At 48.0% G+C, this 26,569-nt stretch carries 26 protein-coding genes and 1 other annotated feature; of the genes, 4 read left to right on the top strand and 22 right to left on the bottom strand.

Translation table 11 applies throughout. From position 1 onward, the window contains the following. Nucleotides 1–13: 13 nt before the first annotated feature. From ACWA2B_RS18455 to ACWA2B_RS18465, 3 genes are all read right to left on the bottom strand, one after another. Nucleotides 14–2,644 carry a ComEC/Rec2 family competence protein gene (locus ACWA2B_RS18455; RefSeq protein ID WP_165148976.1) on the bottom strand — a complete coding sequence of 877 codons (2,631 nt, stop codon included), beginning with the start codon at nucleotides 2,642–2,644 and terminating at the stop codon, nucleotides 14–16. Between the two features lie 203 nt (nucleotides 2,645–2,847). Further along, a complete protein-coding gene (locus tag ACWA2B_RS18460; protein ID WP_069010453.1) occupies nucleotides 2,848–3,366 on the bottom strand; it encodes a deoxycytidylate deaminase in 519 nt (172 codons plus the stop codon). Nucleotides 3,367–3,455: 89 nt separating this feature from the next. Continuing rightward, nucleotides 3,456–4,103, bottom strand: a complete 648-nt coding sequence (locus ACWA2B_RS18465) for a ComEA family DNA-binding protein (RefSeq protein WP_165148973.1) — start codon at nucleotides 4,101–4,103, stop codon at nucleotides 3,456–3,458. A gap of 294 nt (nucleotides 4,104–4,397) precedes the next feature. Between ACWA2B_RS18465 and comER the strand changes: the two genes are divergently transcribed. Beyond that, nucleotides 4,398–5,243, top strand: a complete 846-nt coding sequence (gene comER / locus ACWA2B_RS18470) for a late competence protein ComER (protein ID WP_165148970.1) — start codon at nucleotides 4,398–4,400, stop codon at nucleotides 5,241–5,243. On the opposite strand, the gene leuS is transcribed toward comER, so the two are convergent. Beyond that, on the bottom strand, nucleotides 5,224–7,662 hold the full coding sequence (gene leuS, locus ACWA2B_RS18475) for a leucine--tRNA ligase (protein WP_165148967.1): 2,439 nt from the start codon (nucleotides 7,660–7,662) through the stop codon (nucleotides 5,224–5,226). The genes comER and leuS overlap by 20 nt on opposite strands. Nucleotides 7,663–7,723: 61 nt before the next feature. Further along, nucleotides 7,724–7,981, bottom strand: a binding site (T-box leader). A 184-nt stretch (nucleotides 7,982–8,165) separates the two neighbouring features. On the opposite strand from leuS, the gene ACWA2B_RS18480 reads away from it, so the two are divergent. Next, the gene (locus tag ACWA2B_RS18480; RefSeq protein WP_165148965.1) at nucleotides 8,166–8,555 is read left to right on the top strand and encodes a tautomerase family protein; all 390 of its coding nucleotides are present in this window, start codon (nucleotides 8,166–8,168) and stop codon (nucleotides 8,553–8,555) included. Nucleotides 8,556–8,626: 71 nt separating this feature from the next. Here the strand turns inward: ACWA2B_RS18480 and ACWA2B_RS18485 are convergent, their stop codons facing one another. From ACWA2B_RS18485 to spoVAC, 15 genes are all read right to left on the bottom strand, one after another. Further along, entirely contained in the window at nucleotides 8,627–9,400 is a 774-nt protein-coding gene (locus ACWA2B_RS18485) for a class I SAM-dependent DNA methyltransferase (RefSeq protein ID WP_029515374.1), read from the bottom strand. A 3-nt stretch (nucleotides 9,401–9,403) separates the two neighbouring features. Next, nucleotides 9,404–10,312 carry a CvfB family protein gene (locus tag ACWA2B_RS18490; protein ID WP_029515375.1) on the bottom strand — a complete coding sequence of 303 codons (909 nt, stop codon included), beginning with the start codon at nucleotides 10,310–10,312 and terminating at the stop codon, nucleotides 9,404–9,406. Next, nucleotides 10,309–10,656 (bottom strand): ribosome silencing factor, encoded by a 348-nt coding sequence (gene rsfS, locus ACWA2B_RS18495; protein WP_013311194.1) that lies wholly within the window; start codon nucleotides 10,654–10,656, stop codon nucleotides 10,309–10,311. Before rsfS ends, ACWA2B_RS18490 begins: the two co-directional genes overlap by 4 nt. Then, nucleotides 10,653–11,249 carry a bis(5'-nucleosyl)-tetraphosphatase (symmetrical) YqeK gene (yqeK, locus tag ACWA2B_RS18500; protein ID WP_029515376.1) on the bottom strand — a complete coding sequence of 199 codons (597 nt, stop codon included), beginning with the start codon at nucleotides 11,247–11,249 and terminating at the stop codon, nucleotides 10,653–10,655. Before yqeK ends, rsfS begins: the two co-directional genes overlap by 4 nt. Next, the gene (gene nadD / locus ACWA2B_RS18505) at nucleotides 11,233–11,823 is read right to left on the bottom strand and encodes a nicotinate-nucleotide adenylyltransferase (RefSeq protein ID WP_318627846.1); all 591 of its coding nucleotides are present in this window, start codon (nucleotides 11,821–11,823) and stop codon (nucleotides 11,233–11,235) included. Before nadD ends, yqeK begins: the two co-directional genes overlap by 17 nt. A gap of 17 nt (nucleotides 11,824–11,840) precedes the next feature. Continuing rightward, nucleotides 11,841–12,137 carry a ribosome assembly RNA-binding protein YhbY gene (yhbY, locus tag ACWA2B_RS18510; RefSeq protein WP_013311197.1) on the bottom strand — a complete coding sequence of 99 codons (297 nt, stop codon included), beginning with the start codon at nucleotides 12,135–12,137 and terminating at the stop codon, nucleotides 11,841–11,843. A 68-nt stretch (nucleotides 12,138–12,205) separates the two neighbouring features. Then, nucleotides 12,206–13,075 carry a shikimate dehydrogenase gene (gene aroE / locus ACWA2B_RS18515; RefSeq protein WP_029515378.1) on the bottom strand — a complete coding sequence of 290 codons (870 nt, stop codon included), beginning with the start codon at nucleotides 13,073–13,075 and terminating at the stop codon, nucleotides 12,206–12,208. A gap of 110 nt (nucleotides 13,076–13,185) precedes the next feature. Next, a complete protein-coding gene (gene yqeH, locus ACWA2B_RS18520; protein ID WP_069010449.1) occupies nucleotides 13,186–14,313 on the bottom strand; it encodes a ribosome biogenesis GTPase YqeH in 1,128 nt (375 codons plus the stop codon). Continuing rightward, nucleotides 14,306–14,836, bottom strand: a complete 531-nt coding sequence (locus ACWA2B_RS18525; RefSeq protein ID WP_013311200.1) for a YqeG family HAD IIIA-type phosphatase — start codon at nucleotides 14,834–14,836, stop codon at nucleotides 14,306–14,308. The genes yqeH and ACWA2B_RS18525 overlap by 8 nt, the downstream gene beginning before the upstream one ends. 108 nt (nucleotides 14,837–14,944) lie before the next feature. Then, on the bottom strand, nucleotides 14,945–17,155 hold the full coding sequence (locus ACWA2B_RS18530; protein ID WP_029515380.1) for a transglutaminase TgpA family protein: 2,211 nt from the start codon (nucleotides 17,153–17,155) through the stop codon (nucleotides 14,945–14,947). Continuing rightward, complete coding sequence (locus ACWA2B_RS18535) at nucleotides 17,152–18,399, bottom strand: DUF58 domain-containing protein (RefSeq protein ID WP_209949478.1); 1,248 nt, start codon at nucleotides 18,397–18,399, stop codon at nucleotides 17,152–17,154. The genes ACWA2B_RS18530 and ACWA2B_RS18535 overlap by 4 nt, the downstream gene beginning before the upstream one ends. Nucleotides 18,400–18,402: 3 nt before the next feature. Then, the gene (locus ACWA2B_RS18540) at nucleotides 18,403–19,362 is read right to left on the bottom strand and encodes an AAA family ATPase (RefSeq protein WP_165148948.1); all 960 of its coding nucleotides are present in this window, start codon (nucleotides 19,360–19,362) and stop codon (nucleotides 18,403–18,405) included. Nucleotides 19,363–19,577: 215 nt separating this feature from the next. Further along, complete coding sequence (gene spoVAE, locus ACWA2B_RS18545; RefSeq protein WP_013311204.1) at nucleotides 19,578–19,934, bottom strand: stage V sporulation protein AE; 357 nt, start codon at nucleotides 19,932–19,934, stop codon at nucleotides 19,578–19,580. Next, nucleotides 19,931–20,953 carry a stage V sporulation protein AD gene (gene spoVAD, locus ACWA2B_RS18550; RefSeq protein ID WP_029515383.1) on the bottom strand — a complete coding sequence of 341 codons (1,023 nt, stop codon included), beginning with the start codon at nucleotides 20,951–20,953 and terminating at the stop codon, nucleotides 19,931–19,933. Before spoVAD ends, spoVAE begins: the two co-directional genes overlap by 4 nt. Continuing rightward, nucleotides 20,950–21,456: a stage V sporulation protein AC gene (gene spoVAC, locus ACWA2B_RS18555; protein WP_029515384.1), complete on the bottom strand. Its 507-nt coding sequence runs from the start codon at nucleotides 21,454–21,456 to the stop codon at nucleotides 20,950–20,952. Before spoVAC ends, spoVAD begins: the two co-directional genes overlap by 4 nt. A 183-nt stretch (nucleotides 21,457–21,639) precedes the next feature. Here spoVAC and ACWA2B_RS18560 point away from each other — a divergent pair, with 183 nt between their 5' ends. Further along, nucleotides 21,640–22,719, top strand: coding sequence for a M42 family metallopeptidase (locus ACWA2B_RS18560; RefSeq protein ID WP_069010446.1), 1,080 nt, complete (start codon nucleotides 21,640–21,642; stop codon nucleotides 22,717–22,719). Nucleotides 22,720–22,817: 98 nt separating this feature from the next. Here ACWA2B_RS18560 and ACWA2B_RS18565 read toward each other — a convergent pair whose 3' ends face one another. Continuing rightward, nucleotides 22,818–23,534, bottom strand: coding sequence for a metal-dependent hydrolase (locus ACWA2B_RS18565; RefSeq protein ID WP_318627842.1), 717 nt, complete (start codon nucleotides 23,532–23,534; stop codon nucleotides 22,818–22,820). A 479-nt stretch (nucleotides 23,535–24,013) separates the two neighbouring features. Between ACWA2B_RS18565 and ACWA2B_RS18570 the strand changes: the two genes are divergently transcribed. Beyond that, complete coding sequence (locus tag ACWA2B_RS18570) at nucleotides 24,014–24,727, top strand: expansin EXLX1 family cellulose-binding protein (RefSeq protein ID WP_318627841.1); 714 nt, start codon at nucleotides 24,014–24,016, stop codon at nucleotides 24,725–24,727. Between the two features lie 262 nt (nucleotides 24,728–24,989). On the opposite strand, the gene map is transcribed toward ACWA2B_RS18570, so the two are convergent. Next, nucleotides 24,990–25,736, bottom strand: coding sequence for a type I methionyl aminopeptidase (gene map, locus ACWA2B_RS18575; RefSeq protein ID WP_029515388.1), 747 nt, complete (start codon nucleotides 25,734–25,736; stop codon nucleotides 24,990–24,992). A 26-nt stretch (nucleotides 25,737–25,762) separates the two neighbouring features. Beyond that, nucleotides 25,763–26,482 carry a TetR/AcrR family transcriptional regulator gene (locus tag ACWA2B_RS18580; protein ID WP_318627840.1) on the bottom strand — a complete coding sequence of 240 codons (720 nt, stop codon included), beginning with the start codon at nucleotides 26,480–26,482 and terminating at the stop codon, nucleotides 25,763–25,765. Nucleotides 26,483–26,569: the final 87 nt, after the last annotated feature.

Consider the following 26,569-nt stretch of genomic DNA (forward strand, 5'->3'; position numbering starts at 1 on the left):
GTGAGCACCCGTTTTAGTGTGTTGTTGTATTCGTATCTGTTTTGTACTGTTTGCGTTGGTACCGCACACTCAGTTTTCCTTGCTGTGCTCGAATCTGTATCTCTCCCATCGTATCGGTTCGATATATAGCAGAATCAACTGCTGACAAACGTTCCAATACCGCTTCATTCGGATGTCCGTAAGTATTGGTCGCACCGACCGAAATGACAGATACTCTCGGTCGCCAGTAGGATAACCACTCTTCCGAGGTAGAATACTTGCTGCCGTGATGTGCTATTTTCATGACATCTATAGCATTCCTTGCCCCTCCCGTTGCTCCCTCATCTTTCAAACGGAATGAAGAAGGGGTTAATTCAGCAAGCAACAATGACTCTGCTGCATCATCCATATCTCCTGTGAACAAAAAGGAGGCTCCCTCCATCTCCAATATCATGGCAACAGAGTAATGATTTTGTTCCTTCATAACAGGCAGCTGTTCAGATTCGTTATCCGGTAGCGTAAACGGATAGAGAAAGCGGATTTTCGTAGCCTGGTCTGGTTCCCATTCCATGCTATGATGTGCCCCGTACAGCTTGATCTGCTTATCTAAAGCCGTGTTCAACAGCTTACGGAATGGAGCTTTATCTGTCAGGGTACCATTAAAAAACAAGGTAGATACGGGAATCTGGTCAAGCACAGCTTGTAATCCTCCGGCATGATCATGATCTCCGTGTGTTAAAATGACAGCATCTAGTCGATGCACACCTCGTTGCTTTAGTAAGGGTACAAGCGTATCTTTACCTACCTCGTAGGGATCTGCACGCTTGCGCCAAGCATTTTTCCCTGTTGCAAAGTCCATTGTTCCCCCGCCATCAACCAAGATATGTTTCCCGCCCGGCGTTGTGATTAAAATGCTGTCACCTTGGCCCACATCCAGATATTGAACAATTCCCGTATTCCCCTCACCAGGAGATTGGTAACCTGTATACAATATTCCAAGCCAAGCAATAACACTTAGAGCCAGTGCCAGATGACGATAACCATTCCACTGTCGACGCGCAAATCTCCCTGCTCCCTCAGGTTCAAGAGCCGTATGCAATATAGCCGCCCACTCTGAAGAAGCTGCTAATCCTGTATAGATAGTTGATGAATTGGGAGTAGAGTCCAAGACGGTAATGTCGTTCGTTTTTCTGCGGGATGTCAGCCATGTTGTGAGCCAGTACAAAACACTGTACAAAGCTACGTAATACGCTATGACCCACAGAATGGAGGAAGACGGCCAAATACTCACATAAGCATCATCCACATTCAGCCATTTTACTAGTAAAAAGGTCAAATCGTTCAATTGCTCTGCCGGCCAAGCAAAAATGCGAGCCCCATCCCCCCACAAAAAGGCAACTCCCATCGCCACCGTACCCAATGGAAGCACGATATATGTAATAAGAGGTACAAGCACAAAATTGGCCGCAAATGATAGCAGCGAAAATTGATTAAAGTAGAATACCGTCATTGGAAACGAAACAAGCTGTGCCGTAATTGTAATCGCAACTTCACCGCCGATCAGGAAAGGCCATTTGGCGAAAAACGGCTTCATAAGCGGCATATAAATGAGCAACCCACCTGTCACCAAAAAGGAAAGCTGAAAGCTGACGCTAAGTAGATAATATGGATTCCAAATCAGCATGAGCAGCGCGGATATACTTAGAATATTAAGTCCGTCTTTGAGCAACCCTCGTCGGGCTGCAAACAAGCCGATCATCGCCATAATTCCTGCCCTCACAACAGAGGCAGAAGTACCAGTCAGCAGGACATAAGCCGGAATGAGTATCATCACGACCGTAAGAGATGTCTCGCGGCTAACTCGTAACAGCCTGAGTAGATATAATAGTGTAGCTGCATATACCGCCACATGCATGCCCGATATTGCTAAAATATGCGTTAAACCAAGCTGCGTAAACTCGTTATAGGTTGCTGGGTCCAACTCATCTGTTACCCCAAGTACCAGTCCTTTCATATATCCTGCGTGATGAAGCGATGTAAATGCCAGTTCCATTCTCTGTCCTAGCTGCTCCCTAAGCTGGTCATTCCACCTGAACAAAGTGTAGCGGTTCCATAGTGAAGCATCCTGCTTCTGTAACGAGGCTGCCCCATCGCCTTTGAAAAACCAGTGGATTTCCTGTGTGTGCAGGTATTCACTGTAATCAAAGCCACCAAAGTTCCCCGCTTTTGCAGGAGCCTTTAAGGTGCCACGCAGTAGGATCGCATCTCCACGTTGCCATGCTGCCGCAAGTTGCTGTTCCTGCTTGGCAGCCAACTTGATATGAACAATGACCTGTTCAGAAATTGGTGCACGATTCTCGTCCTTGTTCGAATGATTTCCGAAGTGATTGATTGAAGTAACTCTCATCTCAAACTGTGTTCGATCACCATCTACCTGCACTTCAGAAGCGATAAACCCTGCTGCTTGAACAGGCATGTCTTCCACCATAGATGACGATACATGAAGAGCATCGGGAATACTGCTAACATTATGCATATCATGCCAAAACCAATGAAATCCACCTCCGCTGAATACAAGCCAAAGTAACACCATATGCCGGATGGGGATTTTCATCAATAAAGCTATAAGCGGAAAGATCAGAGTAATCCCCGCCCAGAGTAACAAAAGCATACGTCCAGAATACAGACATGCTCCTGCACTTCCTGTAATCCAACAAACAGTAAGGGTCAATATAGGTCTAGTTAACACAAGCTTAGCTTGAATACGATCACCTTCCGGTAGCAAACATTGCTTTCTGTTTAAAAACACAAAACAAAAAGAACCTCTGACAAAATAGCATTCGTCAGAGGTTCTTCCTCGTTTACTTTTTAATTCATAACATCCATCAGCGTTTCTTTTGGTGGATGATAGGTCTTCAGCATGCGAAAAGCGATGCCCTTTTCCTCCATCATAGCACGAACCTTGTCGGCATCTTTGGGATAAGGTCGGTGGTATACAATCTCCACAATACCGCTGTTCGCCAACATATTGGCACACGTCCAGCATGGCTGGTCGGTGACATATACTGAAGAGCCTTCACGATCAATTCGGTCAGTAAACAGCAGCAGGTTCTGCTCTGCATGAATAGTGCGAATACAACGCTGCTTTTTAACCATTTCCTCGTGCCCATCACGGTGAACGACCTCATACTCCTCTGAAATCATACAACCTGCCTCTGAACAGTCAGGCACCCCCGATGGTGCTCCATTATAGGCCGTCCCCAAGAGCTTTTTACCTTGTACAAGTACGGCTCCAACATGACGCCGCGCGCAGCGCGAACGGGTGGATACCATATAAGCGATATCCATGAAGTAGGTGTCCCAGTCCTTGCGTACATCTGCACTCATTTCCATCTCTCCCGTATAAACAAGTTAAAACGTAAAACATTTCCGCTATTGCCGTTCTCAGAGCCTGTAGATTGTAATTCTTATATAAGTTACAAGCTGACATACGGCTTCATTTTCGCCAACATTTTAGCTCCGATTCCCTTTACATGATCCAAATCGTTCACACGTTTGAACACCCCATGTTGATTACGATAGTTTAAAATAGCCTCGGCTTTTTTAGCCCCAACCCCTGGTAGCTCCATTAACTCAGCAGCAGTCGCCGTGTTGATGTTTACCTTTTTTTCGCCGGAAACGGGTGTAGTAACCGAATCACTTACCGTATTGGTCCTACTCGTCGTTGCACCACTCGAACTGACAATACCTGTGTCTGAGCTTGGATCTGCAACACCTGACTGCTTCTCGGTATTCGAATTTCCCGCAATAGAGTTTTCGCTCACAGCAGCAGATGCACCAGTAGAAATCTGCACAGTATCGCGTATCACTTTATCAGCGGTTTCAGCAATCCTACTACGCTCAGCTTTGTCTGAAGGTTCTTTTACAGCAGGCTTTTCCTGGGCAAAGTCACTGCTGCGCTGCGACTCATTTGGCTCTGAATCCATCGCCACAGCCTGCTCCACCTTATGGTTAAGTAAAGTCCACTCTTCTTGCGGCTCAGAACGCTGTCCTCCGGCAAATAAAATAAGTCCACTGCCGATTACAGCAAGCGTTATCGCTGTTCCTGTCCATACGCGTTTCATTTCCGTATCGTCCCCTACTCCACATGGATTCGAGAAATTGAGCCGACTGAAAACACCGCCTCTATCAAACAGAGCAAGTCTGTCCAATTCCCGTTTAGCCGGAGGGTGTAAACAACCTCCATACGGTCTCGCTGAGAGCATTTTTACAATAAAGTGGTACGACCCCGGGCACGATCTAACATGCTCAGACATAAAATTCGTCATGTCGGCCAAGACCAGGCGCATACACTAAGAAGAATGACAGCTGACAGCACAGCGTCTATACCGCAAAGTATGAAAGGAGGACGTTGAACAATGAAAGTTGGATTTATCGGGACTGGCAGCATGGGAAGTCTGCTAATTGAGTCTTTTATTCATTCTAACGCACTCAAGCCGCAGCAAATATCAGCAAGTAATCGAACGCATTCCAAGGTAACCGAGCTAGCCCGTCGTTATCCAGGTTTGCATGCAGCCCAAAGCAACCGTGAAACGGCAGCGGAAAGCGATGTTCTGTTTATCTGTGTGAAGCCGCTGGAATCAAAAGCCGTAACGGATGAAATACGCAACGTCATTACAGAAGAGCAAATCGTCGTATCTATCACAAGCCCGGTGCAGATTCGTATTTTAGAGCATGCAATGAAAGCTAAAGTGTCCAAAATTATCCCCAGTATCACCCACCAAGTAGGCAGCGGAGCCTCACTATGCATCCATGGAAGCCGGATTACAGAGGAGGACCGCTTCCTTCTGGAAGAGCTTATGTCCCACATCAGCAGGCCGATTCGGGTTAAAGAATCTTATACTCGGATCACGTCGGATTTTTCGAGTTGCGGTCCTGCTTTCTTGGCCTTTTTTATGGACCAGTGGATTCAAGCCGCAGTTCAAGCTACAGGTATGGACCGTACGGAGCTATGCGCTCTGGCCGGTGAAATGATCATCGGCACTGGAAAGCTGCTCACGGAAGGCGGGATGACACCAGCCGAGTTACAGGCCAGAGTAGCGGTTCCCGGAGGTATTACCGCCGAAGCTCTCGCACTGTTGGACATCAGCCTGCATAGTGTCTTTCCCGAGCTGATACAGGTAACGCACAACAAATATGAAGAGGACATGCAAAAGATAGATGTCTCCTTCGGATTAAAGCCAATTAACCGGCAACAATATTAACCAGCTTACCTGGAACAGCAATTACCTTGCGGATCGTTTTGCCGGCCAGTGCCTGCTGAACATTGTCCAACGCCACAGCGAATGCTTCCATCGCTTTAGCATCAAGATCCTTGGCAATCGTTGCACGCTGCACAATTTTACCATTCACTTGCACAACAATTTCCACTTCGGCGTCCACCGTCCATGCTTCATCATAAGCAGGCCAAGCCGCGTAGGTAATGCTATCATTGTGCCCCAGCAGCTGCCACAATTCCTCGGCCAGATGGGGTGCAAGCGGCGACAGCATTTGCACGAAGTTTTCCATTGCTGCACGCGGCAGAAGGTCTGCTTTATATGCATCGTTGGTGAAGATCATCAGCTGGCTGATCGCTGTATTGAAGCGCAGTGCATCCAGATCTTCAGTTACTTTTTTCAGCGTTTTATGCCAAGTACGATTGAACTCATCGCTACCGCCGTCATTTGTAATTTTATCGTTCAGGCTACCATCCTCGGAAACAAACAGGCGCCATACGCGGGACAGAAAACGATGTGCTCCCTCTACCCCATTCTCATTCCATGGCTTGGTCGCTTCCAGCGGCCCCATAAACATCTCATAAATACGCAGCGTATCGGCGCCAAACGTATTGACAATATCATCAGGATTAATGACATTACCGCGTGATTTACTCATTTTTTCATTGTTGTTGCCCAAAATCATACCCTGGTTGACCAGCTTATAAAAAGGCTCTTTCGTTTCCACTACGCCGATATCATACAATACCTTATGCCAGAAACGGGCATACAGCAAGTGAAGAACCGCATGTTCAGCTCCGCCAATATACAAATCAACAGGCATCCATTCACGTTGTTTCTCTTTGGATACAAGCTCTTTGTCATTTTTCGGATCAATAAAGCGCAGGTAATACCAGCAACTTCCTGCCCATTGCGGCATTGTATTCGTCTCGCGACGTGCTTTCATACCTGTCTCAGGATCAATGGTTTCCACCCAATCTGTTGCGTTCGCCAGCGGGGATTCACCTGTACCTGAAGGCTTAATATTGTCCATCTCCGGCAGTACGAGCGGAAGTTGGTCCTCAGGAACCGTTTTGATCGTTCCATCCTCCAGATGAATTACCGGAATCGGCTCGCCCCAATAGCGTTGACGGCTGAACAGCCAGTCACGCAGGCGGTAGGTGACTTTGCCGTGTCCTTTGCCCTCGGCTTCCAGCCATTCAATCATCTTCGGAATCGCTTCCTCGTTGGTAAGTCCATTCAGCGGGCCTGAATTCACGTGCGGTCCATCCTCAGTATATGGCTCATTAGCCACATCTCCACCTTGGACAACCTCAATGATATTCAATCCGAATTGCTTGGCAAATTCCCAGTCACGCGTATCGTGAGCAGGTACAGCCATAATCGCTCCAGTTCCGTAGCCTGCCAGTACATAGTCAGCAATCCAGATCGGCAGCTTTTCGCCGTTCACTGGGTTCACTGCATAAGCTCCTGTGAATACGCCTGTTTTATCCTTGGCCAGATCCGTACGCTCCAGATCGCTTTTACGAGCAGCTTGTTCACGGTACTGTTGTACAGCATCCTTTTGCTCAGGCGTAGTGATAATATCCACCAATTCCTGCTCTGGTGCCAGCACACAGTAGCTTGCGCCGAACAGTGTATCTGGGCGAGTTGTAAATACTGTGAGTTGCTCGTCATAGCCCTCAATCGGAAAACGAACCTCTGCCCCGGTAGACTTACCGATCCAGTTCCGTTGCATATCCTTAATACTCTCAGACCAATCCAGTTCCTCCAGATCATCCAGCAGACGATCCGCGTATTCCGTAATTTTCAGCATCCATTGACGCATTGGTTTACGGACGACCGGATGACCGCCACGCTCACTCTTACCGTCAATAACTTCTTCATTCGCCAGCACCGTTCCCAGCGCTGGGCACCAGTTCACAGGTACTTCAGCTACATATGCAAGGCCGCGCTTGTACAGCTGGATGAAGATCCATTGTGTCCATTTGTAATAATCAGGATCCGTCGTGCTGATTTCACGATCCCAGTCGTAGGAGAAGCCGAGCGATTTGATTTGACGGCGGAAGTTATTTACGTTTTTCACCGTAATTTCGCGTGGGTGCTCCCCTGTATCCAGCGCATGCTGCTCCGCAGGCAGACCGAAGGCGTCCCAACCCATCGGATGCAGTACGTTGTAGCCGCGCATTCTTTTATAACGTGAAACAATATCCGTAGCTGTGTAGCCCTCCGGGTGGCCTACATGCAGGCCGGCTCCAGATGGGTACGGAAACATATCCAAAGCATAAAACTTCGGTTTGCCCGGTTCTTCCCCGGTGCGGAACGTCTTGTTCTCATCCCAATATTTCTGCCATTTTGGTTCAATACTTTGCGGTTGATAGCCGTGCTTCGGCTGTGTGTCTGTCATTGTCTTTTCCTCCTCAAACGGTATGCAACAAAAAAACCTCTGCATCCCGTAGCGTGTCAGCGCTAGGGACGAGAGGTTATATTCCCGTGGTACCACCCTAGTTAGCAGAAAGCGTTCTTCGCGTTCTACTCCCTTTGCACCTGATAACGGAGGTGATCCGATGCGGGTTAATAACAGGATACAAGCACCAGTATAGGGCGTTCCTGCGTTGGACGCATATCTCCGAGGCGAGTTCACTTTGTGCTGTCAACCGGCTTGCACCACCCGCCGGCTCTCTACATGTCCAGACAAAGCTACTATTCCTCATCAGCGATTGTTTAACCGTTAATAATGGCACTATTATATTGAAAACCGCGAAAAAAGTCAAATAAGGACTACCTTTGGTGTTAAGAGCCCTCTCCATACTAATTGTTCATGACACATGCATACGAATGTTTTATAATAATTCCGAGTTAAATCGCTTCAAATTGAGATGAGTTGAGATAAGAAAGGTGAGCTGAGAAATGGCACAGATTAAAATTTACGGAATAAAAGAGACTCTAAATCCAATCAAAAAGCAACTTTCAGAGGTGATTCATTCTGCTGTGATGGATGCGCTCAAATATCCTCCTGACAAGAGGTTTCATCGTTTTTTTCCTATGGATCAGGAAGATTTTATATATGCCGATGGTCGCTCTGAGGCGTACACCATTATTGAAATCAGTATCTTTGAAGGCAGAACGATAGAAGCTAAGAAGCAACTCATTAGCCTGTTATTCCAAAGAATTAACGATCTTTTGGGTATTTCTCCACAGGATCTTGAGATTACTATATTTGAAACACCCAAACAGAACTGGGGCATTCGAGGTGTACCGGGTGATGAGCTTCAGTTGAACTATAAAGTGAATATATAAGTGCAAAAAGACGCCCTTCATGTCATCATGAAAAGCGTCTTTTTTTCCCATATTCGTTCAATGAATCTTTGCTATTTTACAGCAACATAAAACAGTCTCGCCGCGTCATCTTCTGCTTCTACCCATTCAAAATCCGCATATACCTTCACATCGCGAAAACCCGCTTTGGACAATTCTGCCTTCATCCAGTCTGGGTCATAGGCACGTTGTACATGTATTTCCTCGAAACGCTGGTATAGATCGCGTCCTTCATGTTCTGCTTTCGCAAAGATACTAAGATGATGCTCAATTTCACAACGGGGAGTGTCCAACGCACATGTCCAGATATATGAGATAGAGCGTTCGTCCAGTACGAAAGGCTGCTCTTCATCATAACGTAAAAACGTCTGGGGATGATGCACATCGAACAAAAAGGTTCCGCCAGGCTTCAGACCAACATGCGTTCTGCGAAAAGTAGAAATGATATCTTCTTCCTCCAACAAGTAATTCAGACAATCGCAAAAAGAAATTACAGAATCCACAGGCTCGGGTAAAATCCATTCTCTCATATCCTGCTGTATCCAGCGAACGCTTCCCTCACGAAACAATCGCTGTCCCTGTGGAGTGGTTTCCATTTTGCGACGGGCTACTGCCAGCATGTCAGAGGATAAGTCGATTCCAGCCACTTCGAACCCTGAGTTAACCAGGGGAATCGTAATTGAACCCGTTCCGCAGCCCAGCTCGGCCACTGTATGCGGCATCCCGTACTGATCCCAAGCCTGCCGTGCAAAGCGCAACCAGTCCGGGTACGGCATGTCCTGCATCAGCTCATCATACACATAGGCAAACTTCCGGTAAGAAGCCATTTTTTATTCCCCATTCCCGTCCTTCGGTTTCGGCATTTTCTCCACCAGGTAGGTCCAGTTTTCCTTTTGTGTAACCATTCCTTCCTTCATCAGCTTGCCCATCGCACGCTTGAAGGCGGATTTACTAATACCAAACCGTTGCTTGATAATATCCGGCGGTGTTGCGTCGGAGTAAGGCATACCGCCGCCCGGACGCTCTTTCAGAAAAGCAATCAATCGATCCGCATCCTCATCACGGCCCACTTCCTTGCGTGGCGACATTGCCAGATTAACCCGACCGTCTTCGCGAACAAGCGTGACCCGTACCTTAACCTCTTCGCCCAAGCGAAGCATCCGGTTGCGTTCTGAGGAGTGAATCATCCCAATCGCGCCAAAACCAAGCACCCCTCCGTCCACCAGAACGAATGTGCCCATTTGAAGCGGCTTGTACACAGTCGCCTGCACCCACGTATTCAGCCACGAATCAGGGGCGTGGAAGCACAACGGAGCCAGTTCCTGTTCCCCTGCCAGCTTAGCCCGCAATCTGCCTTGCTTGTCATGCTCCATAATGGCATACACGTAGTCGCCCACCCGAGGATGCAAATCTCGGTTTTCTGGCAACTCACGAATCGGCAGCAAAAGCTGACGACCCAATCCCATCTCCAGGAAACAACCCAAACGCGGATGCACATCGGCCACCTCAAGCTTAGCCATTTCGCCCAACGACAAGAACGGCTTTTTCATGGTTGCGGCCAAACGGTCCTCTGTATCGTGAAAAATAAATACCTCCAACCGTTCACCAACTTCAATTTCACGTGTCAGCTCCGTATAGTGCAGCAGCACATCCTGCTCACCAACAGTGAGAAAGTAGCCGAAAGGAGATACCTCACGATCCACCATAATGGTGACATAAGTACCGGCGATCAAACTCATACCTTTTCCACAACCTTAGCATCCGACCAGAGTCGTTCAATGTTGTAATATTCGCGCTCGTCGCGATGGAAGACATGCACTACGACATCCCCCAAATCCATTAGAACCCAACGGGCGGAATCCATCCCTTCGATTCCTTTGATAGTTACACCTTCATCATGAGCGCGTTTGCGAATTTCTGTTGCAATCGCCTGTACCTGTGTATCCGAATTACCGTGGCAGATGACAAAATAATCAGCTACTAGTGATATTCCCCGCAAATCCAGTGCGACAATATTCATTGCTTTTTTATCATTTGCGGCATCAACCGCTGTTTGCATTAATTGCTCATTAGTTAGGGTCATTCATGAACCTCCGTTTTTCTCTGTTTTAGTTGTTGAATCAAGTCATTGCGCGACAAGACTGTCAGTGGAAAAATAACCTTTTTCTTCTCCAGCAACAATGAAATTGTGGAGTCAAATCCAGCGACAAGGCCCTGCTCCAAACTTTTCTTTGCCTGTTTACGGATATGCTCAACCCCGGGAAAATCCCGTCCCGGTTCGATGTAATCAGCGAGACACACGACTTTGTCCAGCAGGCTCATACCTACGCGTCCTGACGTATGCCAGCGGATCGCATTCCTTATTTCAGAATCATCCACTCCGTAATCTCTTGCTGCAACGCAGTATCCTACCTCTGAATGCCAGAGCTGCTTGTCATGTTCCAAAAGCTCCTGATCACATTCGGGATGACTGCGAATCACCTCTTCCATCTGCTGAACAGGCCAATATTTCGCTACATCATGCAAAATAGCCGCCAGTTCGGCCTTATCCGGATCTACTCCATAACGCTTCGCAAGCTCCACTGAGGTATGCATAACACCTAGTGTGTGCTTCCAGCGTTTTTCAGGCATTTGACCAGATACGGCTTCCATTAATTGCTCACGGCTGTACTTCATACAAACCGCCCCTTGTAATATAGTCATGCACTCGATCAGGCACAAGATAACGGATAGTGCGCCCTTCCGCAGCACGCTCTCGAATATCCGTGGACGAAATGTCCACCACTGGCATATCTGCCAGCAGTACCTTGTCCTGCAAATATTGTGGCAACTCATCCATTGCAAGCTGGAATCCTGGGCGCCGAACACCAATGAAACAAATTCGCTGCACCAGTTCCTCAATTCCCTGCCAATGAGGCAAGTAGTTCACCATATCCGCACCAATAATAAAATAAAAATCCACAGCAGAATGCAACTCCTGAAGCTCCTTGATCGTGTCAATGGTATAGGATACTCCCCCGCGAAGCACTTCAATATCCAGCACTTCAAAAGCAGGATGACCCGCCACCGCTTCACTCGTCATCTCCAGACGCTCTTTACCGCTCGCCCCCGCCTGATGCTTGTGCGGAGGAATATGAGAAGGCATAAACCATACTTGATCTAGCCCATAGGCATCTCTTGCCGCTTCTCCAGCCAGCAGATGTCCAATATGAATCGGGTCAAATGTACCACCCATAATACCGATTTTCATAATTTTCTCCCCGCATGTTATCCTCTAGGCAACTCAATTTCCTTATGGTCACGGGATTCTTTGTACAAAATAATAGTGCTCCCGATGATCTGTACAAGCTCAGAACCTGTCTCCGCGGCCAGTTCTTCCGCAATTTCATGCTTGTCGTCCAAACAGTTGTTCAAAATTTGTACTTTCATCAGCTCACGCTTTTCAATCGCATCGTTGATGTGACGCATAAGATGCTCATTCGTACCGTTTTTGCCTACTTGAAAAACCGGGTCCAAATGATGCGCCATTGAGCGCAGATATCTTTTTTGTTTACCTGTTAACATGTATATTTAACCCCTTCGTCGCCACATATGCAATGCAGCATTTCCATAATTTTAATGTACCCTCTTACTTACGACAGGCTACTCAGCACAGCCGCTCTCATTTGCTCTACAGCAGGGACAACCCCTGTAAAATACTCAAAAGCCACAGCCCCCTGGTACACGAACATGCCCAAGCCCCCATGTACAGTGCAGCCGCGCTGTTCACGGCTTTCCTGTAAAAGTCTCGTTTCCAACGGGTTGTAGATCAAATCACTCACAATGATTCCCTCCGGAATCAAGCTCGTTTCCAGTGGAAGTTCATCCGATAAAGGAGACATTCCCACCGAGGTTGTGTTAATCAAAACATTCACTGTGGCGAGCACGCTCTTGGCATCCTCGTTGGAATAACCCCTCACTGGGATCGCTTCCGTCGTCCACTCTAATGCCAGTTGCTCAGCTTTGTCACGTGTTCGGTTCAAAATAATGACCGATTCCGGCTGCTCCTCCAACAGAGCATGAATCACGCCACGAGCAGCCCCTCCGGCTCCAAGCACAGCAATTCTTGCTCCCTTCAACTCAACAGAAGTCTCTTCTTTGAGGGAACGTACGTAGCCAATTCCGTCCGTGTTATACCCCTTAAGCCGTCCATTATCATTTACTATCGTATTGACAGCGCCAATGAGTCTGGCACCTTCATCAATCTCATCCAGATATTTCATAACCTCGACTTTATGGGGAATCGTCACATTGACTCCGCGGAAATGCAAAGCGCGAATCCCCTTCATGGCATCTTCCAGCTGATCCGGTTTTACATGAAGAGGTACAAAATCTCCTTCAATCGCCGCTGCCTGCAAAGCTATTTTATGCATAAGAGGCGATTTGGAGTGCTTGATTGGATCACCCAATACGCCCAATAGTACAAGACCTTGTTCAGTCGCTTCAGACTCCCCGCTGTTCATCGTCGCTCTCCCCCATATTGCAAAATATTAGGCCGCACAAATACATGAATGGCGGCAGGAACCAGTACAGTACCTGTTCCTTGCCGCCCTATAACATGGTTACAGCAACGTTATATCAACGCAGGCCGCAAAAGCACACGGACTCCCCGAGGAGCATGAATCGCAACCAGAGCTCCGTTCTCGCTATTTACCCTGATCCATCCCAAGCCGGAAATATAGATGTCCGATGGAGACTTGCGTGGCACGCGGAACTCATGTCTTGTCCATTCCGGCATCTCTGCCAATTGATCGCGTGTTGGCGGAGATAACAATTCCCCGGCATGATCAGCGAACAACTGATCAGCTCGCTCCAGCTTCGTGCGATGTATCTTAAGACCACCGTTAATGTAGCAGGTAAAAGATTGGTGCTGACCGTCGACAAAATCAAATCGGGCCATACCGCCGAAAAACAATGTTTGTCCGGCATCAAGCTGATACGCAGCAGGCTTCAGCGGCTTGTCCGGCATAATAGCGCTCAAGTCCTGACGGGAGACGATCTCACTGAATCGCCAAGGGTATACAATACCCGGAGTATCAATAATGTGCTTGCCGTCGTCGAGCGGAATATTCACCATATCGAGTGTAGTTCCCGGGTAACGGGACGTTGTGAGCTCCTGCTCCATGTCGCTATAATCACGAATCAAACGGTTAATGAGCGTGGATTTACCCACATTTGTCGCTCCAACCACATATACATCGCGGTTACCACGGAGCTCAGATACCACATCCAAAAGACGGTCAAAGCCCTGATTTTTTTTAGCTGAGCACAGTACGATTTCTTCCGTGCGAAGCCCTTGTTCCTTCGCTTGCTTTTGTACCCAGTTACGTATCTTGTTCCAATTCGTTACCTTAGGCAGCAAATCGGTCTTGTTTACAGCCAGTATAACCGGATTAGAGCCTACAAAGCGTTGCAGACCGGAAATCAAGCTGCCTTCAAAATCAAAAATATCTACAATGTGGATAACGAGTGCATCCTTGTCGCCAATCTGGCTGAGCAGCTTCAAAAACTCATCTTGATCCACCGTCACTGAAGACGTCTCATTATAGTTTTTGATTCGGAAACAACGCTGACAGATGACAGGTTCGCGAGTAAGCAATTTTTCAGGAATAAATCCCGGAAGCTCCGGGCTAGTGGTCTGCACGGTTATACCGCAACCACTACATTTGACGGCAGTGCCGCCGTCAGGTCTTTCAGTCATTCTTCTTTTCCTCCTCAAGCCATAAGCCTTTCTTACGTAACCTTGTGAGCGCGATTCGCTCCAACCGCCGATTAAATCGAGTCATGACTCCTTCATCATGAATGGATATCGGTAGCACCAACACCGTATGCAACCCCAGTCGGTTACCTCCCAATACGTCCGTCAACATTTGGTCTCCGACCATAATAGTTTCTTCCGGAGTCAGCCCCATCATACGGATGGCTCTACGAAAAGACGAGTTGGAGGGCTTCCGTGCGGCATGTATAAATTCAATGTCCAAAGGCGTAGCAAACACGGATACACGGTCCATATTGTTGTTAGACACGATGACAAGCTTAAAACCCGCCTGTTTGACCTTCTCAAACCAGGCCACCAGCTCGGGAGTTGCATTCGGCGCTTTTGCGCCGACCAGCGTGTTATCCAGATCCGTAATAATGCCGCGATATCCTTGAGCATATAAGCCTTCAAGATCAATATCAAAGACGGTATTCACCCGTAATTTGGGCATCAGCATTTCAAACAACGTCGGTCACCTCAGTTTCATACGACAAACTATACCATATTACTATGGCTTAGTAAAAAGCTATCCGCAACAAACGGACAGCTTTTTCACTAAATATATAGCTAAAGATTAAAATAGACGTTTTATCCAGCCTTCTTTGTGTAACAGAGAGGCTTGCTTGCGAACCATATGCCAATCTTCTGCGGTTACGGATGAGGGACTATAACGCGCCTGTTCAAATCGTCCAAGCAGCTGATGTAAAATTGAAGCCTGTTCCGGTACTTCTAGCGACCATCTATCAACTGATTCCCTCAGTGTTTCGTGACTGGCGCGGACAAATCCCCTTCTTCGCATGTACCTTAACCAGTGCTCAGTTTCGACGACCACCTTTTCATCCGGAGTCAACGGCTTACCTCTGCGTAAACGCAGCAGGTAAAAGTGAAGGTCTGCCCGATTACGCCAGACGACATAAGCAGCCCACAACAGCAGAATTGCAGCAGCAGAACCTATAATTACAGGATGAATCTTTGAAGCTTCCTCCGGATTAGTCTGCGGGGTCTGCTCAGGCTGTTCCGGTTCAGACTGATCTTTAACCTCTGGGGCTTCTGGAGTCTTTGAATCCTCCTGTTCCGTAAGCAGCGGCATATCAAAGCCAGGCGTTGCTTCTACAGGAACCCAACCGTATTCACCTAAATATACTTCCGCCCAGGAATGAGCATCCGCATTTGTCACGGAGTAAGAGGACATATTTTCGTCACCTTCACCCGTTGTTGCATCATCTGAAAACGTCTGCTGACCAGGTGCATACCCTTTAACCCAACGGGCCGGAACCCCAACGGAGCGAGCCATCATGACTAATGAGGTGGAATAATAATCGCAATAGCCCTCCCGAATCTCAAACAGAAAGGCATCCACAAAATCTCTGCTTCTTTTCCGTGAGAGATCCGGATTGTTCGTATATGCATAATTTTGCTGCAAATACTGCTGTAGTAATCCGACTTTTTCATATGGCGTTTTCGCCGTTGACGTTACGTTCTGAGCCAAATCACGAACCCGCTGTGGCAACTCATCTGGAATTTGTAGATAGGCTTCCTGTTTGTTTTTTCCGTACAACTCATTAAAAGTTTTTGTGCGTAGCTCTTTCTCAGGGATCACAGGGACATGCGATACCAGAGTATACGTTTTAGGATAAGCAGTTCTTCGGGAGGATGGATTCCAAAGCAGTTCCGCCTGTTCCGGCTTCCAACGTAACCCGTCTGCCCGTGAATCTCTGTCCACCGATTGAACACGCTGCACCGAATAAGCGCCAAATAGAACAGGATAGCTTTGGTCGTTTTGCATCGTAATGGTCTGAACGACCTGCTCAGTCGAATGCCGCGTTTCTTGTGTGTTTTCAAGCTCTGCGGTCATTGGAACATCATTTAACGTTTGATCATCGTTGCCCTTGTCACTCCAGCCTGTACCGGAATAGGTTCGTTTCGTTTCCCCCCGCCAATAGCTTCGTTGAGTGGTCGTGATGGTCATGACAGGAGAATAGTCAAAATTAAAACCTCCCCCCAACCGATTATCCTGGCGACTATAACCCGATGCAGTGTTCATCCGCTGATCCAGTGCCCCAGATCCATTGTTGATCCCGGCGGTAGTTGAGCTATTTCTCTGGGTCCACGCTGTATAGGGATCCGTCAAAGCGGGCTGTACCTCGGGCATATTGACACCAGCCATAATAATGAGCGCAAAAATGACCGCAATATTGGCTGCTATTTTATATGGATAGCGCCGAATATGCTTCCATCCTTGAGGATAATGCTGCCGAAAATACTGCAGATGCTGTGTCACCAGCCAACCCATACCAGCAAAGACGATCCAAGCAACCTCCTCCCACAGCACAGTTGGCGTGAAGGAATCAAGTACTGCCAGCGCGGCAATGTTAATACCCACAAAAACAAGAATCCGCTGCTTCGTTGTAACGATGAGCGGCACCATTTCAATAACTAGCCAAGCAATGAGGGAAAACCAAATATAAGGTGACATATTGGAAATAAACTGGTCTAGGCGATTGGCTACCCCTCCGAAGGGGATAATGATTGAATAAGACACCAATGTCCGATACAAAATAAAAAACAGCGCCGCCGCCTTAACAATAAATTCAATCCAGGGACGAACTGGTAGTACAATCTTCACCAGAGCCAGCATTGTAATGGTCATTAGTACGAGTGCTCTTGTCTCTTCCAACCATAATTCGGAAGCAAAAGAAACCCATTGCATGGCAATAATAATAATCCATAAAAATGTAAAAGCGGGGACCCAGGAACCCTTTAACGATTGTAACCAGCTCTTCATAGTGTCCCTCCCCCCATTACAGCCGGGAGCTCTTCAAGGCTCTCAACATCGTAGCCCTTAATTCCCCTTGCACGAAGCATGCTCATCCATTCTTCAACTTCTCCCTCAGCAGAACCTTCTCCGATATAAACGTGGCACGGAGTCATCCCCCGGGTATCGGCCCAGCGAAGAAGCTCCATCGCCTGATAATCCTTCAGCGGACTAATCAGTATAAAATAACAGCCTTGCGGAAACTGGCGCACACTGCTTTCTACAGCGGATTTCAAGCTACCTTGTGAAGTGGTGTGTATGTCTACCAAGTGATGCATCATTCGTTGTCGTTCCATTGTCTGCTCACTTGGTTGAAAGACGGTGCCTTTCTCTCCAGCTGTGCACAATCCAACCCCCATTCGCTCCCGTCCACCATATTCCAGCAATGAAGCGGTAGAGGATACAGCTAGCTCAAACTGTTCGGCGTTCACATAATGCTTCATGTGTACGTCCAGCACAAGCATCGTTTTAGGAACGGTCTCATGCTCAAATTCCTTGGATTTCCAGCTACCTGTACGCGCCGTCGCATTCCAGTGGATGCGCGAAAACCGATCTCCATATACATAATCCCGTACACCGTTAATTTGTGTCGTTTCACGCCGCGTACGAGTTTGAACGGTCTGCGGTCCAGACATCCTTGAGCGACGGTCATTCATCTGCCAATACGGAATGAATACCGTTCGGGGCAGAACCCGAAATTCACCGCGTGCGTTCAAGCTGCCTTTGTGCTCCAACAGACCGAAGATGTCCTCACTCACACATTCCGTTTCCTCAAAGTGATAGCTTCCTCGCTCTAAAGCGGGAGTCTGAAATGTAAGCTGACCGCCCCCTTTTAGACTGGGAATGACACTATCCTCAAACGACCAGGACTCACCTGTATGTCGCTTAAGGACCTCACGGACAATGACATAGGGTAACGGAAGAAATCCAGGAATGCTGAGGCTCAGCTTTACATGCACTTGATCTCCTGCATGCAGCAGTTCTCCAAACTCCGAGCCTTGCGAAAGCTGCCGGGAGCCTTGCACACGGCGAACTCCGCTCAGACCAACGATCCATAAATAAACGATTAACAGCGTAACCATAGACAACAGCATGACCGACGTCTTGCCGCCCTGAAACAACAAATATAGCAGGCACACCACCCATATGACCATCAGAAGCCAGATGCGGCCTGACAGCCGGGGAAGCCTGCGCTTCCTTTTGACCATATTCATTCCCTAAGGACGCTCCATTCGTACGGGTACATGTACGTGCCGAAGGACAGCCTCCAGCACGGACTGGGCATTGGAACTATCCAGGCGCGCCTCGGGACGCAGCAACAAACGATGCGTTAGCACATAAGGTGCCAGCGCCTTCACATCATCAGGCAGCACATAGTCACGGTTGTCCAGAAAAGCGTATGCCTTCGCAGCCATTACAAAAGCAAGCGCCGCCCGGGGGCTAGCTCCCAGCAGCACAGATGGATGTTCTCTTGTCGCACGTACGATATCAAGTAAATAGGACGTCACTGCTTTGTCCATATAAATCCCTCTAATTTCCTGCTGGATGTCAGCAATCTGCTCCATATGAGCTACAGCCTCCAGACGATCTGCTGGCTGGCCTGCCTGATGATGGAGCAGCATGTTTCGCTCCGTCTCCATATCAGGATAACCCAAGCTGATTTTGAGCATAAAACGATCTAACTGTGCTTCCGGCAGCATATAAGTGCCTTCAAAATCAATCGGGTTTTGTGTCGCACACAACATAAAAGGATGAGGCAACATATGAGTGTCCCCATCCACCGTCACACTGCGTTCCTCCATAACCTCCAGCAGAGCTGACTGGGTTTTCGTCGTCGCTCGGTTAATTTCATCCGCCAGCAAAATATTAGTCATCACAGGACCCGGACGGAAATAAAAACGCTCGTCCCGTGGATGAAATATGGATACCCCTGTAATATCACTCGGGAGAATATCAGGATTACATTGAACACGGCGGTAATCACCGCGCATGGATTTGGCAAGAGCCTTGATCATTTGCGTTTTTCCCGTACCCGGAACATCCTCGATCAGAATGTGTCCACCCGCCAGCATAGCCGTAAGCAGTAATTTTATTTCAAAGGATTTACCTAATATACATGATTCCAGATTAGAACGGATTGCAGATACAATCTGCACAGATTCTTGACGTACGGGCATAGCTCTGTAAACCTCCTAGATAGCAACCTGTTTCCTATTATTGTACATGAAGGTAGGCACAGAGTACACTTAACCCCCTGCCCATATTATTCAAACTCCATCCTTCTTTCGATCTCTCATGTGCAGAACAATTAAAAACCCTTCGGTCATTAGATCCGAAGGGCACATGTATACAATTATTTATCTTACGATGTCAAATCTAAAGTACGCTGCTTTTATATGCTTCCTTTTGGACGAACAAACAAGCATGCCAGAAAAGAGAAAATAATCGCAGAGGAAATCCCTGCACTTGTCAGACTAAAAATCCCTGTAATGACACCCAACCATCCGTCCTTCTCCAATTCGGTTAATGCGCCGTGTACAAGTGAGTTACCAAAACTGGTAATTGGAATGGTCGCACCCGCCCCTGCAAATTTAATAAGCGGATCGTATATCCCAACAGCATCAGCAATTGCACCTGCAACTACCAACGTACTCATCGTATGTGCCGGCGTCATTTTGAACACATCCATCATCAATTGGCCCACGACACAAATGGCACCACCCACTAAAAAAGCCCATAGAAATATCATACTGTTCCTCCCGCCTCAAAAGCTACAGCATGTGCAACACAAGGAATGCTCTCACCCTGCTGTGTAGTCAAAGGAGATAATAACGCTCCAGTCGCCACCACCAGTACCTTTTGTAGCTCTCCTTTTTCGATCCGCTTCAACAAATGCCCGTAGGTTACAACAGCCGAGCAGCCACAACCACTGCCTCCTGAAATGACTTTCTTTTGCTTATTAATGTCGTAAATCAGTAAACCGCAATCATTAAATTCCGTCTGATTCATATCAAACCCATCTTTTTTGAGCAACTCCTTGGCAATCGGCAGCCCCACAGAGGCTAAATCGCCCGTTACAATGAGGTCATAGTAACTAGGGTCACGGCCAGTATCTCGAAAATGAGACAACAGCGTATCCGCAGCCGCGGGAGCCATGGCTCCACCCATATTAAAGGGGTCTTTAATGCCCATGTCCATTACACGTCCAATGGTAGCACAATCCACCACCGTCCCTGACTTGGCATGGCCCACTATTGCGGCGCCGGAACCGGTAACAGTATACTGAGCCGTAGGAGGCTTCTGCGATCCGTATTCATTAGGATAGCGGAATTGTTTTTCCACAGTACAATTATGGCTAGTCGTACCCGCCATCACGTAGTCACCGGCCTCTGAGTCCACAATAAGTGCGGCTAAGGCTAAGCTTTCCATTGATGTTGAGCATGCTCCAAAAACACCCAAATAGGGAATGGCCAGCTTGCTAGCTGAGAAGGAGCTACTGACAATCTGATTCATTAGATCACCACTAATAAAAAACTGCACTTCTTCTTTGTTCAAATTGGCATTAATTAGCGCCAGCTCTGTAGAGTGCTCAATCAATCTACGTTCCGCTTTTTCCCACGTTTTCTCGTTGATTTCTATATTGTCATAAATATAATCAAAATCTGTGGACAACGGCCCCTCTCCTTCATCCGGGCCCACAACAGTGGCACTTCCAATGATGCGCGGTCTCGATTCAAACTTCCAGGTTTGTCCTCCCTGTCTTCTCATAAGTGATTGCCTCCTACACCAAGGATGGCATATATAACGCCTATGATAAATGCAGCCACCACCCCGAATACGACAACCGAGCCTGCCAGTTTGAACATATTCGCGCCCACTCCGAGCACCAGCCCCTCAGAACGATATTCCAATGCAGCCGAACACATGGAGTTAGCAAAGCCTGTAATTGGCACAGCGGTTCCCGCTCCCGCCCATTGGGCAACCTTATCGTAAACCCCGATACAGGTTAATATGACCGCCAGCAAGATCATCATAGATGAGGTCGGCGGGGCGGCCTCCTTGGCTGATATGTGCATCCCTGCCATAAAAGCCTCCTGAATCGCCTGTCCAATCACACAGATCCCGCCTCCAACCAGAAAAGCGCGCACACAATTGGCAAATACTTTTCTCGAGGGCTCATGCTTTTGTGAAATATTCTGATAGTCCTTCTCATTTATGGACAGCGGCGACGTATTGGTACGAAAACCGCGCTGCCCGGATTTAGCTGGCATCATTCACCACCCCTTATCTGTAAGTTTTCGCGCTTGGCGGTTCGAATTGCTTGGGTCTTTTTCATTATGAGCTTTTTGGAGAAATGTTATGTCAGGAAAATGATATCGTGGACATTCCGTACAAATCCATTCATACTAAATACATGACGACCACTGGTTAATTAATAAGGAGTGAGGTACATCATGGAATCAAAAACATTGGAATTGTTTAAAACCTTAACGGAGTTTCCTTCCATTCCTGGGCATGAGCGAGAGTTACGGGCATGGGTTAAGGAACGGATATCCGGCTATACCGATGAAATCGTGCAAGATCGATTGGGCAGTCTTTTTGGGGTGCTACGCGGTCAAGAGAGTGGACCACGTGTAATGGTGGCAGGCCATCTGGATGAAGTCGGTTTTATCGTGAATGGTATTACGGAAAATGGAATGATTCGTTTTCAGCCGGTTGGAGGCTGGTGGAGTCAAGCCATCATGTCACAACGTCTTCAAGTATTGACTCCAAAAGGCCCAGTTATCGGTGTAGTTGGCTCTATCTCGCCTCATTTGCTGGATGAATCGCAACGCAGTAAACCTATGGACATCAAGCATATGTATCTGGATATTGGCGTAGACAGCAGACAGGAAGCTCAGGATCTGGGGATCGTACCAGGAACAGCCATAGCGCCAATCTGTGATTTCACACCACTGGCAAATCCTAAAAAAATCATGGCTAAAGCGTGGGATAACCGCTACGGTGTAGGCTTGGCTATTGAACTGCTTGAAGCGTTACATAAAGAAAAAGACAAGCTTCCCAATACATTGTATGCGGGGGCCACTGTTCAGGAGGAAGTAGGACTGCGCGGTGCACGCACAGCGGCCAATCTGATTCAGCCCGATATTTTCTTTGCACTGGATTGCAGTGCAGCCAATGATATGGGCGGTGACCCGAATGCTTACGGACACCTCGGTAAAGGCGCACTGCTGCGGGTATTTGATCCGGGTATGATTACACATCGCGGGATTGTGGAATACGTGCAAGACATGGCGGAAACTCATAAAATCAAGTATCAATATTTCATCTCCACAGGGGGAACCGATGCGGGCCAAGTGCACTTGAGCGGAATTGGCGTGCCATCCACCGTCATAGGCATCTGTGGACGATACATCCATACTTCCTCGTCTATTATTCACACTGATGATTATGATGCAGCCAAAGAGCTGATCATCAAGCTGGTTCAAAACCTGGATCGTACAACGCTGAATACCATTATAGAACGAGCTTAAGGTGTAATAGAGAATCGCTATCTATAAAAAACAGTCAAGACACGTACAACGTGCATTGACTGTTTTTTTAATTTAATAGAAACAAAAGATAGAACATTTCAAATCAAATGCTTATAACGAAGCAAAGCAATCACTACAAGTACAGTAGTTAGAGCAATGCAGACGTTTTCTACCTTAGCTCCCTTCCGGGTTCCGGTACTCATCAATTTAAATCGCAGCTTCCATTTGAACGGCGGCAAAGGTTTAATTCCATTATTCGTCAAGGAATCTGCCAGTAAATGCAGCAAGTACGCCATACCTCCAGCCAGCCATATGCTGTCACCGTGCAAACGTGTCGTACCATAAAGCAGCGCAGTCCATGCGACTGTCCCGTATACCGTATGAGTTAACCCCCGGTGTGGGACTAGCGTACAAATGATCAGCAGACACCCAGCGATATAATTCCACGGTGCATATGATTCTCCATACCAGGCGAGGCCGATACCAATTAGAAAGATAATAACCTTGCGCATGGATCGTGAAGGCATAAAAGAAGCACTAATCATCAGCAAAGCCAGAACAAGATTCCATGGCGGCGGAGCCAAACGGGTGAAAAATACCCAACCAGCAGCCCCAATCATTAGAAGCTGTACGAATCTAAGCATTTTGGTTGGCAGCGCACGGCTCACGAGCATGGAGTTAGGCTCGTCAATATCCGGCAACAGTGAACCGACCACAGCAGCTGCCACGGCAGCCGGGGTCACTTCGTATCCACTTAGAGCTAATACCGACAGGGAGACCCCGGTTCCAATAATCAAATGGGCTCTTCCCATCATGGTGCAAAACATCCTTTCGTTGCAGCATACAACAGAGTTCAACATCACTCCATTTGAATCAGCATGATTCGATTGTATACGACAAACAAAAGGAGAACAATAGTTCGCTTATTCTATTTAAAAGACTTCATTCAAAAGTCCTAGTTTAATCGCTCTAAAGTATTTTACTGGCGGTGCATAGAAGACATTCTTCCTTATTATTAACCCCCTCCTCTGTCCTTACTCTCCAGTTAGCCCTGTCCTGTGTTATAAGGATACATCTTCCTGAAATTATCGGCTGCCCTGCAAACTTTCTGCGAAAAAGAGCACCGTTCAACCATTTCCAAAAAAAACAAGACATATGGCCTATGAGTAAGTTGACAAACATCTTCAATATTTTCTTTTTGCCTTAAAGTCCTATTGTACAATTTGAAATATTAGGTAATATAGTGTTTATATTTACTATATGAATCTATTAAATGAATAAGGAGGAAATGATTATGCAAAAAAAATCGACGTTCCGAAAGTTCAAAACCATCGGTCTGACATCGTTGTTAAGTCTTGTATTATTCGCCCTTCCCGCTTCAGCTGCTTGGAATGATACATACACAGGCTACGCCACATATACGGGATCAGGTTACTCTGGAGGGGCATTACTACTTGATCCCATCCCTTCGGATGCCAAAATCACAGCGCTTAACCGCACAGAACTGAATTATAACGGAATCAAAGCTGCATTAGCTGGAGCCTATTTGGAAGTTCAAGGTCCCAAAGGGAAAACAACCGTATATGTAACTGATCTTTACCCCGAAGGTCCAAGTGGCGCACTCGATCTGTCCCCAAACGCGTTCAACCTGATTGGCAATCAATTAGACGGAAAAATTAATATTTCGTGGAAAGTTGTCAAGGCTCCGGTTAGTGGCAATGTCTCCTACCGTATTAAAGAAGGCAGCAGCCAATGGTGGGCAGCCATTCAAGTACGCAATCATAAATATCCGGTCTTGAAGATGGAAGTCCAACAAAACGGACAATGGCTCAATCTCGAAAAACAGGATTACAACCACTTTTTGGGTACCAACTTAGGAAAACAGCCTCTGAAAATAAGGATTACGGACATTCGTGGTGCCGTGCTCAACGATACCATCCCAGCTCTAGCGGAAAATGGCACAGGCCAAGCCTATATCGTTAAAGGTAACGTTCAATTTCCAGACTGATGAAGTACTGCCTCTCTTTGCTTACGTTATTTCAGGATCGATCCCCTAGGCTAATGGGAGTGTTTTACTTCTAGGCCATTTTCCCCGGGGAAACGGTTTTCCGTAAATCGGTAAAAGTTTCAAACCATGCAAAAAAAGCGCTGATCCAGGTAGGCCCAGCGCTTTTTCGTGGTTTCGGATTACGAACTTTCGTCAGGCCAAACAGGCCGGGTTGGCGACTTATTTCCTGAAATGACGCATTCCCGTCCGTTCGCCTTTATTCTTACTGGGCCGTTAAAATCAGCGGTCCGTCCGGCGTGACTGCGATCGTATGCTCATATTGCGCTGACAACTTGCCGTCGGCCGTCCTCGCCGTCCACTGATCGTCGTCGATCGTGATACGAAACGTACCTTCGTTGACCATCGGTTCAATCGTAAACACCATGCCTTCCTTTAACCGAATGCCTTTGCCGGCTACGCCGATATGCTCGTAGCTCGGCTCCTCATGCAGGCTCCGTCCGATCCCGTGGGCCAGCAGATCGCGTACGAGCGAAAACCCGTTCGCTTCCGCATGCTGTTGAATCGCCGACGTTATGTCGCCGAGCCGGCCCCCAGGGAGGGCCCGGGCGATCCCCAGATCCAAGCATTCCTTTGTCACCTTCATTAATTTTTGCGCCTCCGGCCGGATATTGCCCACCGCATAGCACCAGCACGAATCGCCGAACCATCCGCCGTATTCCACGACGATGTCGAGCTTCAGCAAGTCGCCGTCCATAAGCATCTGGTTCGAAGGAATGCCGTGAGCCACCACATCATTGACCGAAATGCAGGTTTCGGCGGGGAAACCGTTGTACCCTTTCGTAAACTGCTTGCCGCCCAGCTTGGTGATGTGTCTGGCAACAAAGTCATTGATTTCCCGGGTGGTGATCCCAGGCTCGATCAGTTTGGCCACCTCGCGGTAGCAGTCCGCAACGATTTGGCTCGCCGGCTTCATCTCTTCGATTTCCCTAGGTGATTTTAAAATAATCATCTTTGTTTGTTCGCTCCTTATCCATTCTATAATTTTAAAAGTCGGACGATATCCCTGGCCTCCTCGTGCAGCTTTCCGCGGCGAAGCGAAAGCGCGGCGCAACCGACCAAAGCGGCCAGCAGCATTTCCGCGCGCTGTAGCCGATACGACGGCTCCGTCGCGTTTTCGCCGGAAGCGGTAGACCCGTCCGCCACACACCCGGTTTCCAGCAGCGCGGCAAACGGCGCGAGCACCTCCCGGCGAAAGGCGGCCGAGAGCGGGACCGAGCGCGCTTCAGGCAGCGAGGCAAAGCCCTCACCGGCCAGCTTATGCAGCAGGTACAGGGCGTGGTCCTCCGCCCAAAGCTGCAGCAGCCGGACGCTGGCAGCGGCAACGGGGCCAAGCTCTGCGACAGCCAAGTTCCCAGTGTCCGCCGCATCAGCCAAGCCAAAATGCCCGCCCGCCGGCTCCTCCCCCGAAGCCGAAACGTGCGGGACCTCCGGCGGAACCTTCAGCGGAGCCTCTAACGAGGCCTCCAGCAATCCCCCGGCCCGCTCCAACGCATCCCATAGCAGATCGTAGAGCAAATTGCCCTTATTGCTGTAATAATGGTATACCGTGCCATAGCCGAGTCCCGCCTGCGCGGCCACATCGCGGATTTCCAGTAAAGGCCCTTTATTCAAAAACACATCGGCAGCAGCTTTCCGGATTTGCTCCAGACGCCGCAGTCGAATCTCTTCGTTTTGTTCCTTCGTACGTGGACTCATCTCGTCCGTTCACCTCTTTTATTTTTGACCTACTCTTATGTCAATATAAAACATTGGCATGCAAATAACAAGAGATTAGCTGGCGGA

The sequence above is a fragment of the Paenibacillus sp. CMM36 genome (assembly GCF_053570945.1).

Coding starts and splice junctions, on each gene's coding strand:
- yqeH (WP_069010449.1), bottom strand. CDS start 14,313: ATGACTGAAAGACCTGACGGCGGCACTGCCGTCAAATGTAGTGGTTGC.
- ACWA2B_RS18460 (WP_069010453.1), bottom strand. CDS start 3,366: ATGAGTGCAGATGTACGCAAGGACTGGGACACCTACTTCATGGATATC.
- comER (WP_165148970.1), top strand. CDS start 4,398: ATGAAAGTTGGATTTATCGGGACTGGCAGCATGGGAAGTCTGCTAATT.
- spoVAD (WP_029515383.1), bottom strand. CDS start 20,953: ATGAGAAGACAGGGAGGACAAACCTGGAAGTTTGAATCGAGACCGCGC.
- yhbY (WP_013311197.1), bottom strand. CDS start 12,137: ATGTTAACAGGTAAACAAAAAAGATATCTGCGCTCAATGGCGCATCAT.
- yqeK (WP_029515376.1), bottom strand. CDS start 11,249: ATGAAGTACAGCCGTGAGCAATTAATGGAAGCCGTATCTGGTCAAATG.
- map (WP_029515388.1), bottom strand. CDS start 25,736: ATGATTATTTTAAAATCACCTAGGGAAATCGAAGAGATGAAGCCGGCG.
- ACWA2B_RS18540 (WP_165148948.1), bottom strand. CDS start 19,362: ATGCCCGTACGTCAAGAATCTGTGCAGATTGTATCTGCAATCCGTTCT.
- nadD (WP_318627846.1), bottom strand. CDS start 11,823: ATGAAAATCGGTATTATGGGTGGTACATTTGACCCGATTCATATTGGA.
- rsfS (WP_013311194.1), bottom strand. CDS start 10,656: ATGACCCTAACTAATGAGCAATTAATGCAAACAGCGGTTGATGCCGCA.
- ACWA2B_RS18490 (WP_029515375.1), bottom strand. CDS start 10,312: ATGAGTTTGATCGCCGGTACTTATGTCACCATTATGGTGGATCGTGAG.
- ACWA2B_RS18530 (WP_029515380.1), bottom strand. CDS start 17,155: ATGAAGAGCTGGTTACAATCGTTAAAGGGTTCCTGGGTCCCCGCTTTT.
- aroE (WP_029515378.1), bottom strand. CDS start 13,075: ATGAACAGCGGGGAGTCTGAAGCGACTGAACAAGGTCTTGTACTATTG.
- ACWA2B_RS18560 (WP_069010446.1), top strand. CDS start 21,640: ATGGAATCAAAAACATTGGAATTGTTTAAAACCTTAACGGAGTTTCCT.
- ACWA2B_RS18535 (WP_209949478.1), bottom strand. CDS start 18,399: ATGAATATGGTCAAAAGGAAGCGCAGGCTTCCCCGGCTGTCAGGCCGC.
- ACWA2B_RS18480 (WP_165148965.1), top strand. CDS start 8,166: ATGGCACAGATTAAAATTTACGGAATAAAAGAGACTCTAAATCCAATC.
- ACWA2B_RS18580 (WP_318627840.1), bottom strand. CDS start 26,482: ATGAGTCCACGTACGAAGGAACAAAACGAAGAGATTCGACTGCGGCGT.
- ACWA2B_RS18465 (WP_165148973.1), bottom strand. CDS start 4,103: ATGAAACGCGTATGGACAGGAACAGCGATAACGCTTGCTGTAATCGGC.
- ACWA2B_RS18570 (WP_318627841.1), top strand. CDS start 24,014: ATGCAAAAAAAATCGACGTTCCGAAAGTTCAAAACCATCGGTCTGACA.
- ACWA2B_RS18485 (WP_029515374.1), bottom strand. CDS start 9,400: ATGGCTTCTTACCGGAAGTTTGCCTATGTGTATGATGAGCTGATGCAG.
- spoVAE (WP_013311204.1), bottom strand. CDS start 19,934: ATGATATTTCTATGGGCTTTTTTAGTGGGTGGTGCCATTTGTGTCGTG.
- ACWA2B_RS18565 (WP_318627842.1), bottom strand. CDS start 23,534: ATGATGGGAAGAGCCCATTTGATTATTGGAACCGGGGTCTCCCTGTCG.
- spoVAC (WP_029515384.1), bottom strand. CDS start 21,456: ATGCCAGCTAAATCCGGGCAGCGCGGTTTTCGTACCAATACGTCGCCG.
- leuS (WP_165148967.1), bottom strand. CDS start 7,662: ATGACAGACACACAGCCGAAGCACGGCTATCAACCGCAAAGTATTGAA.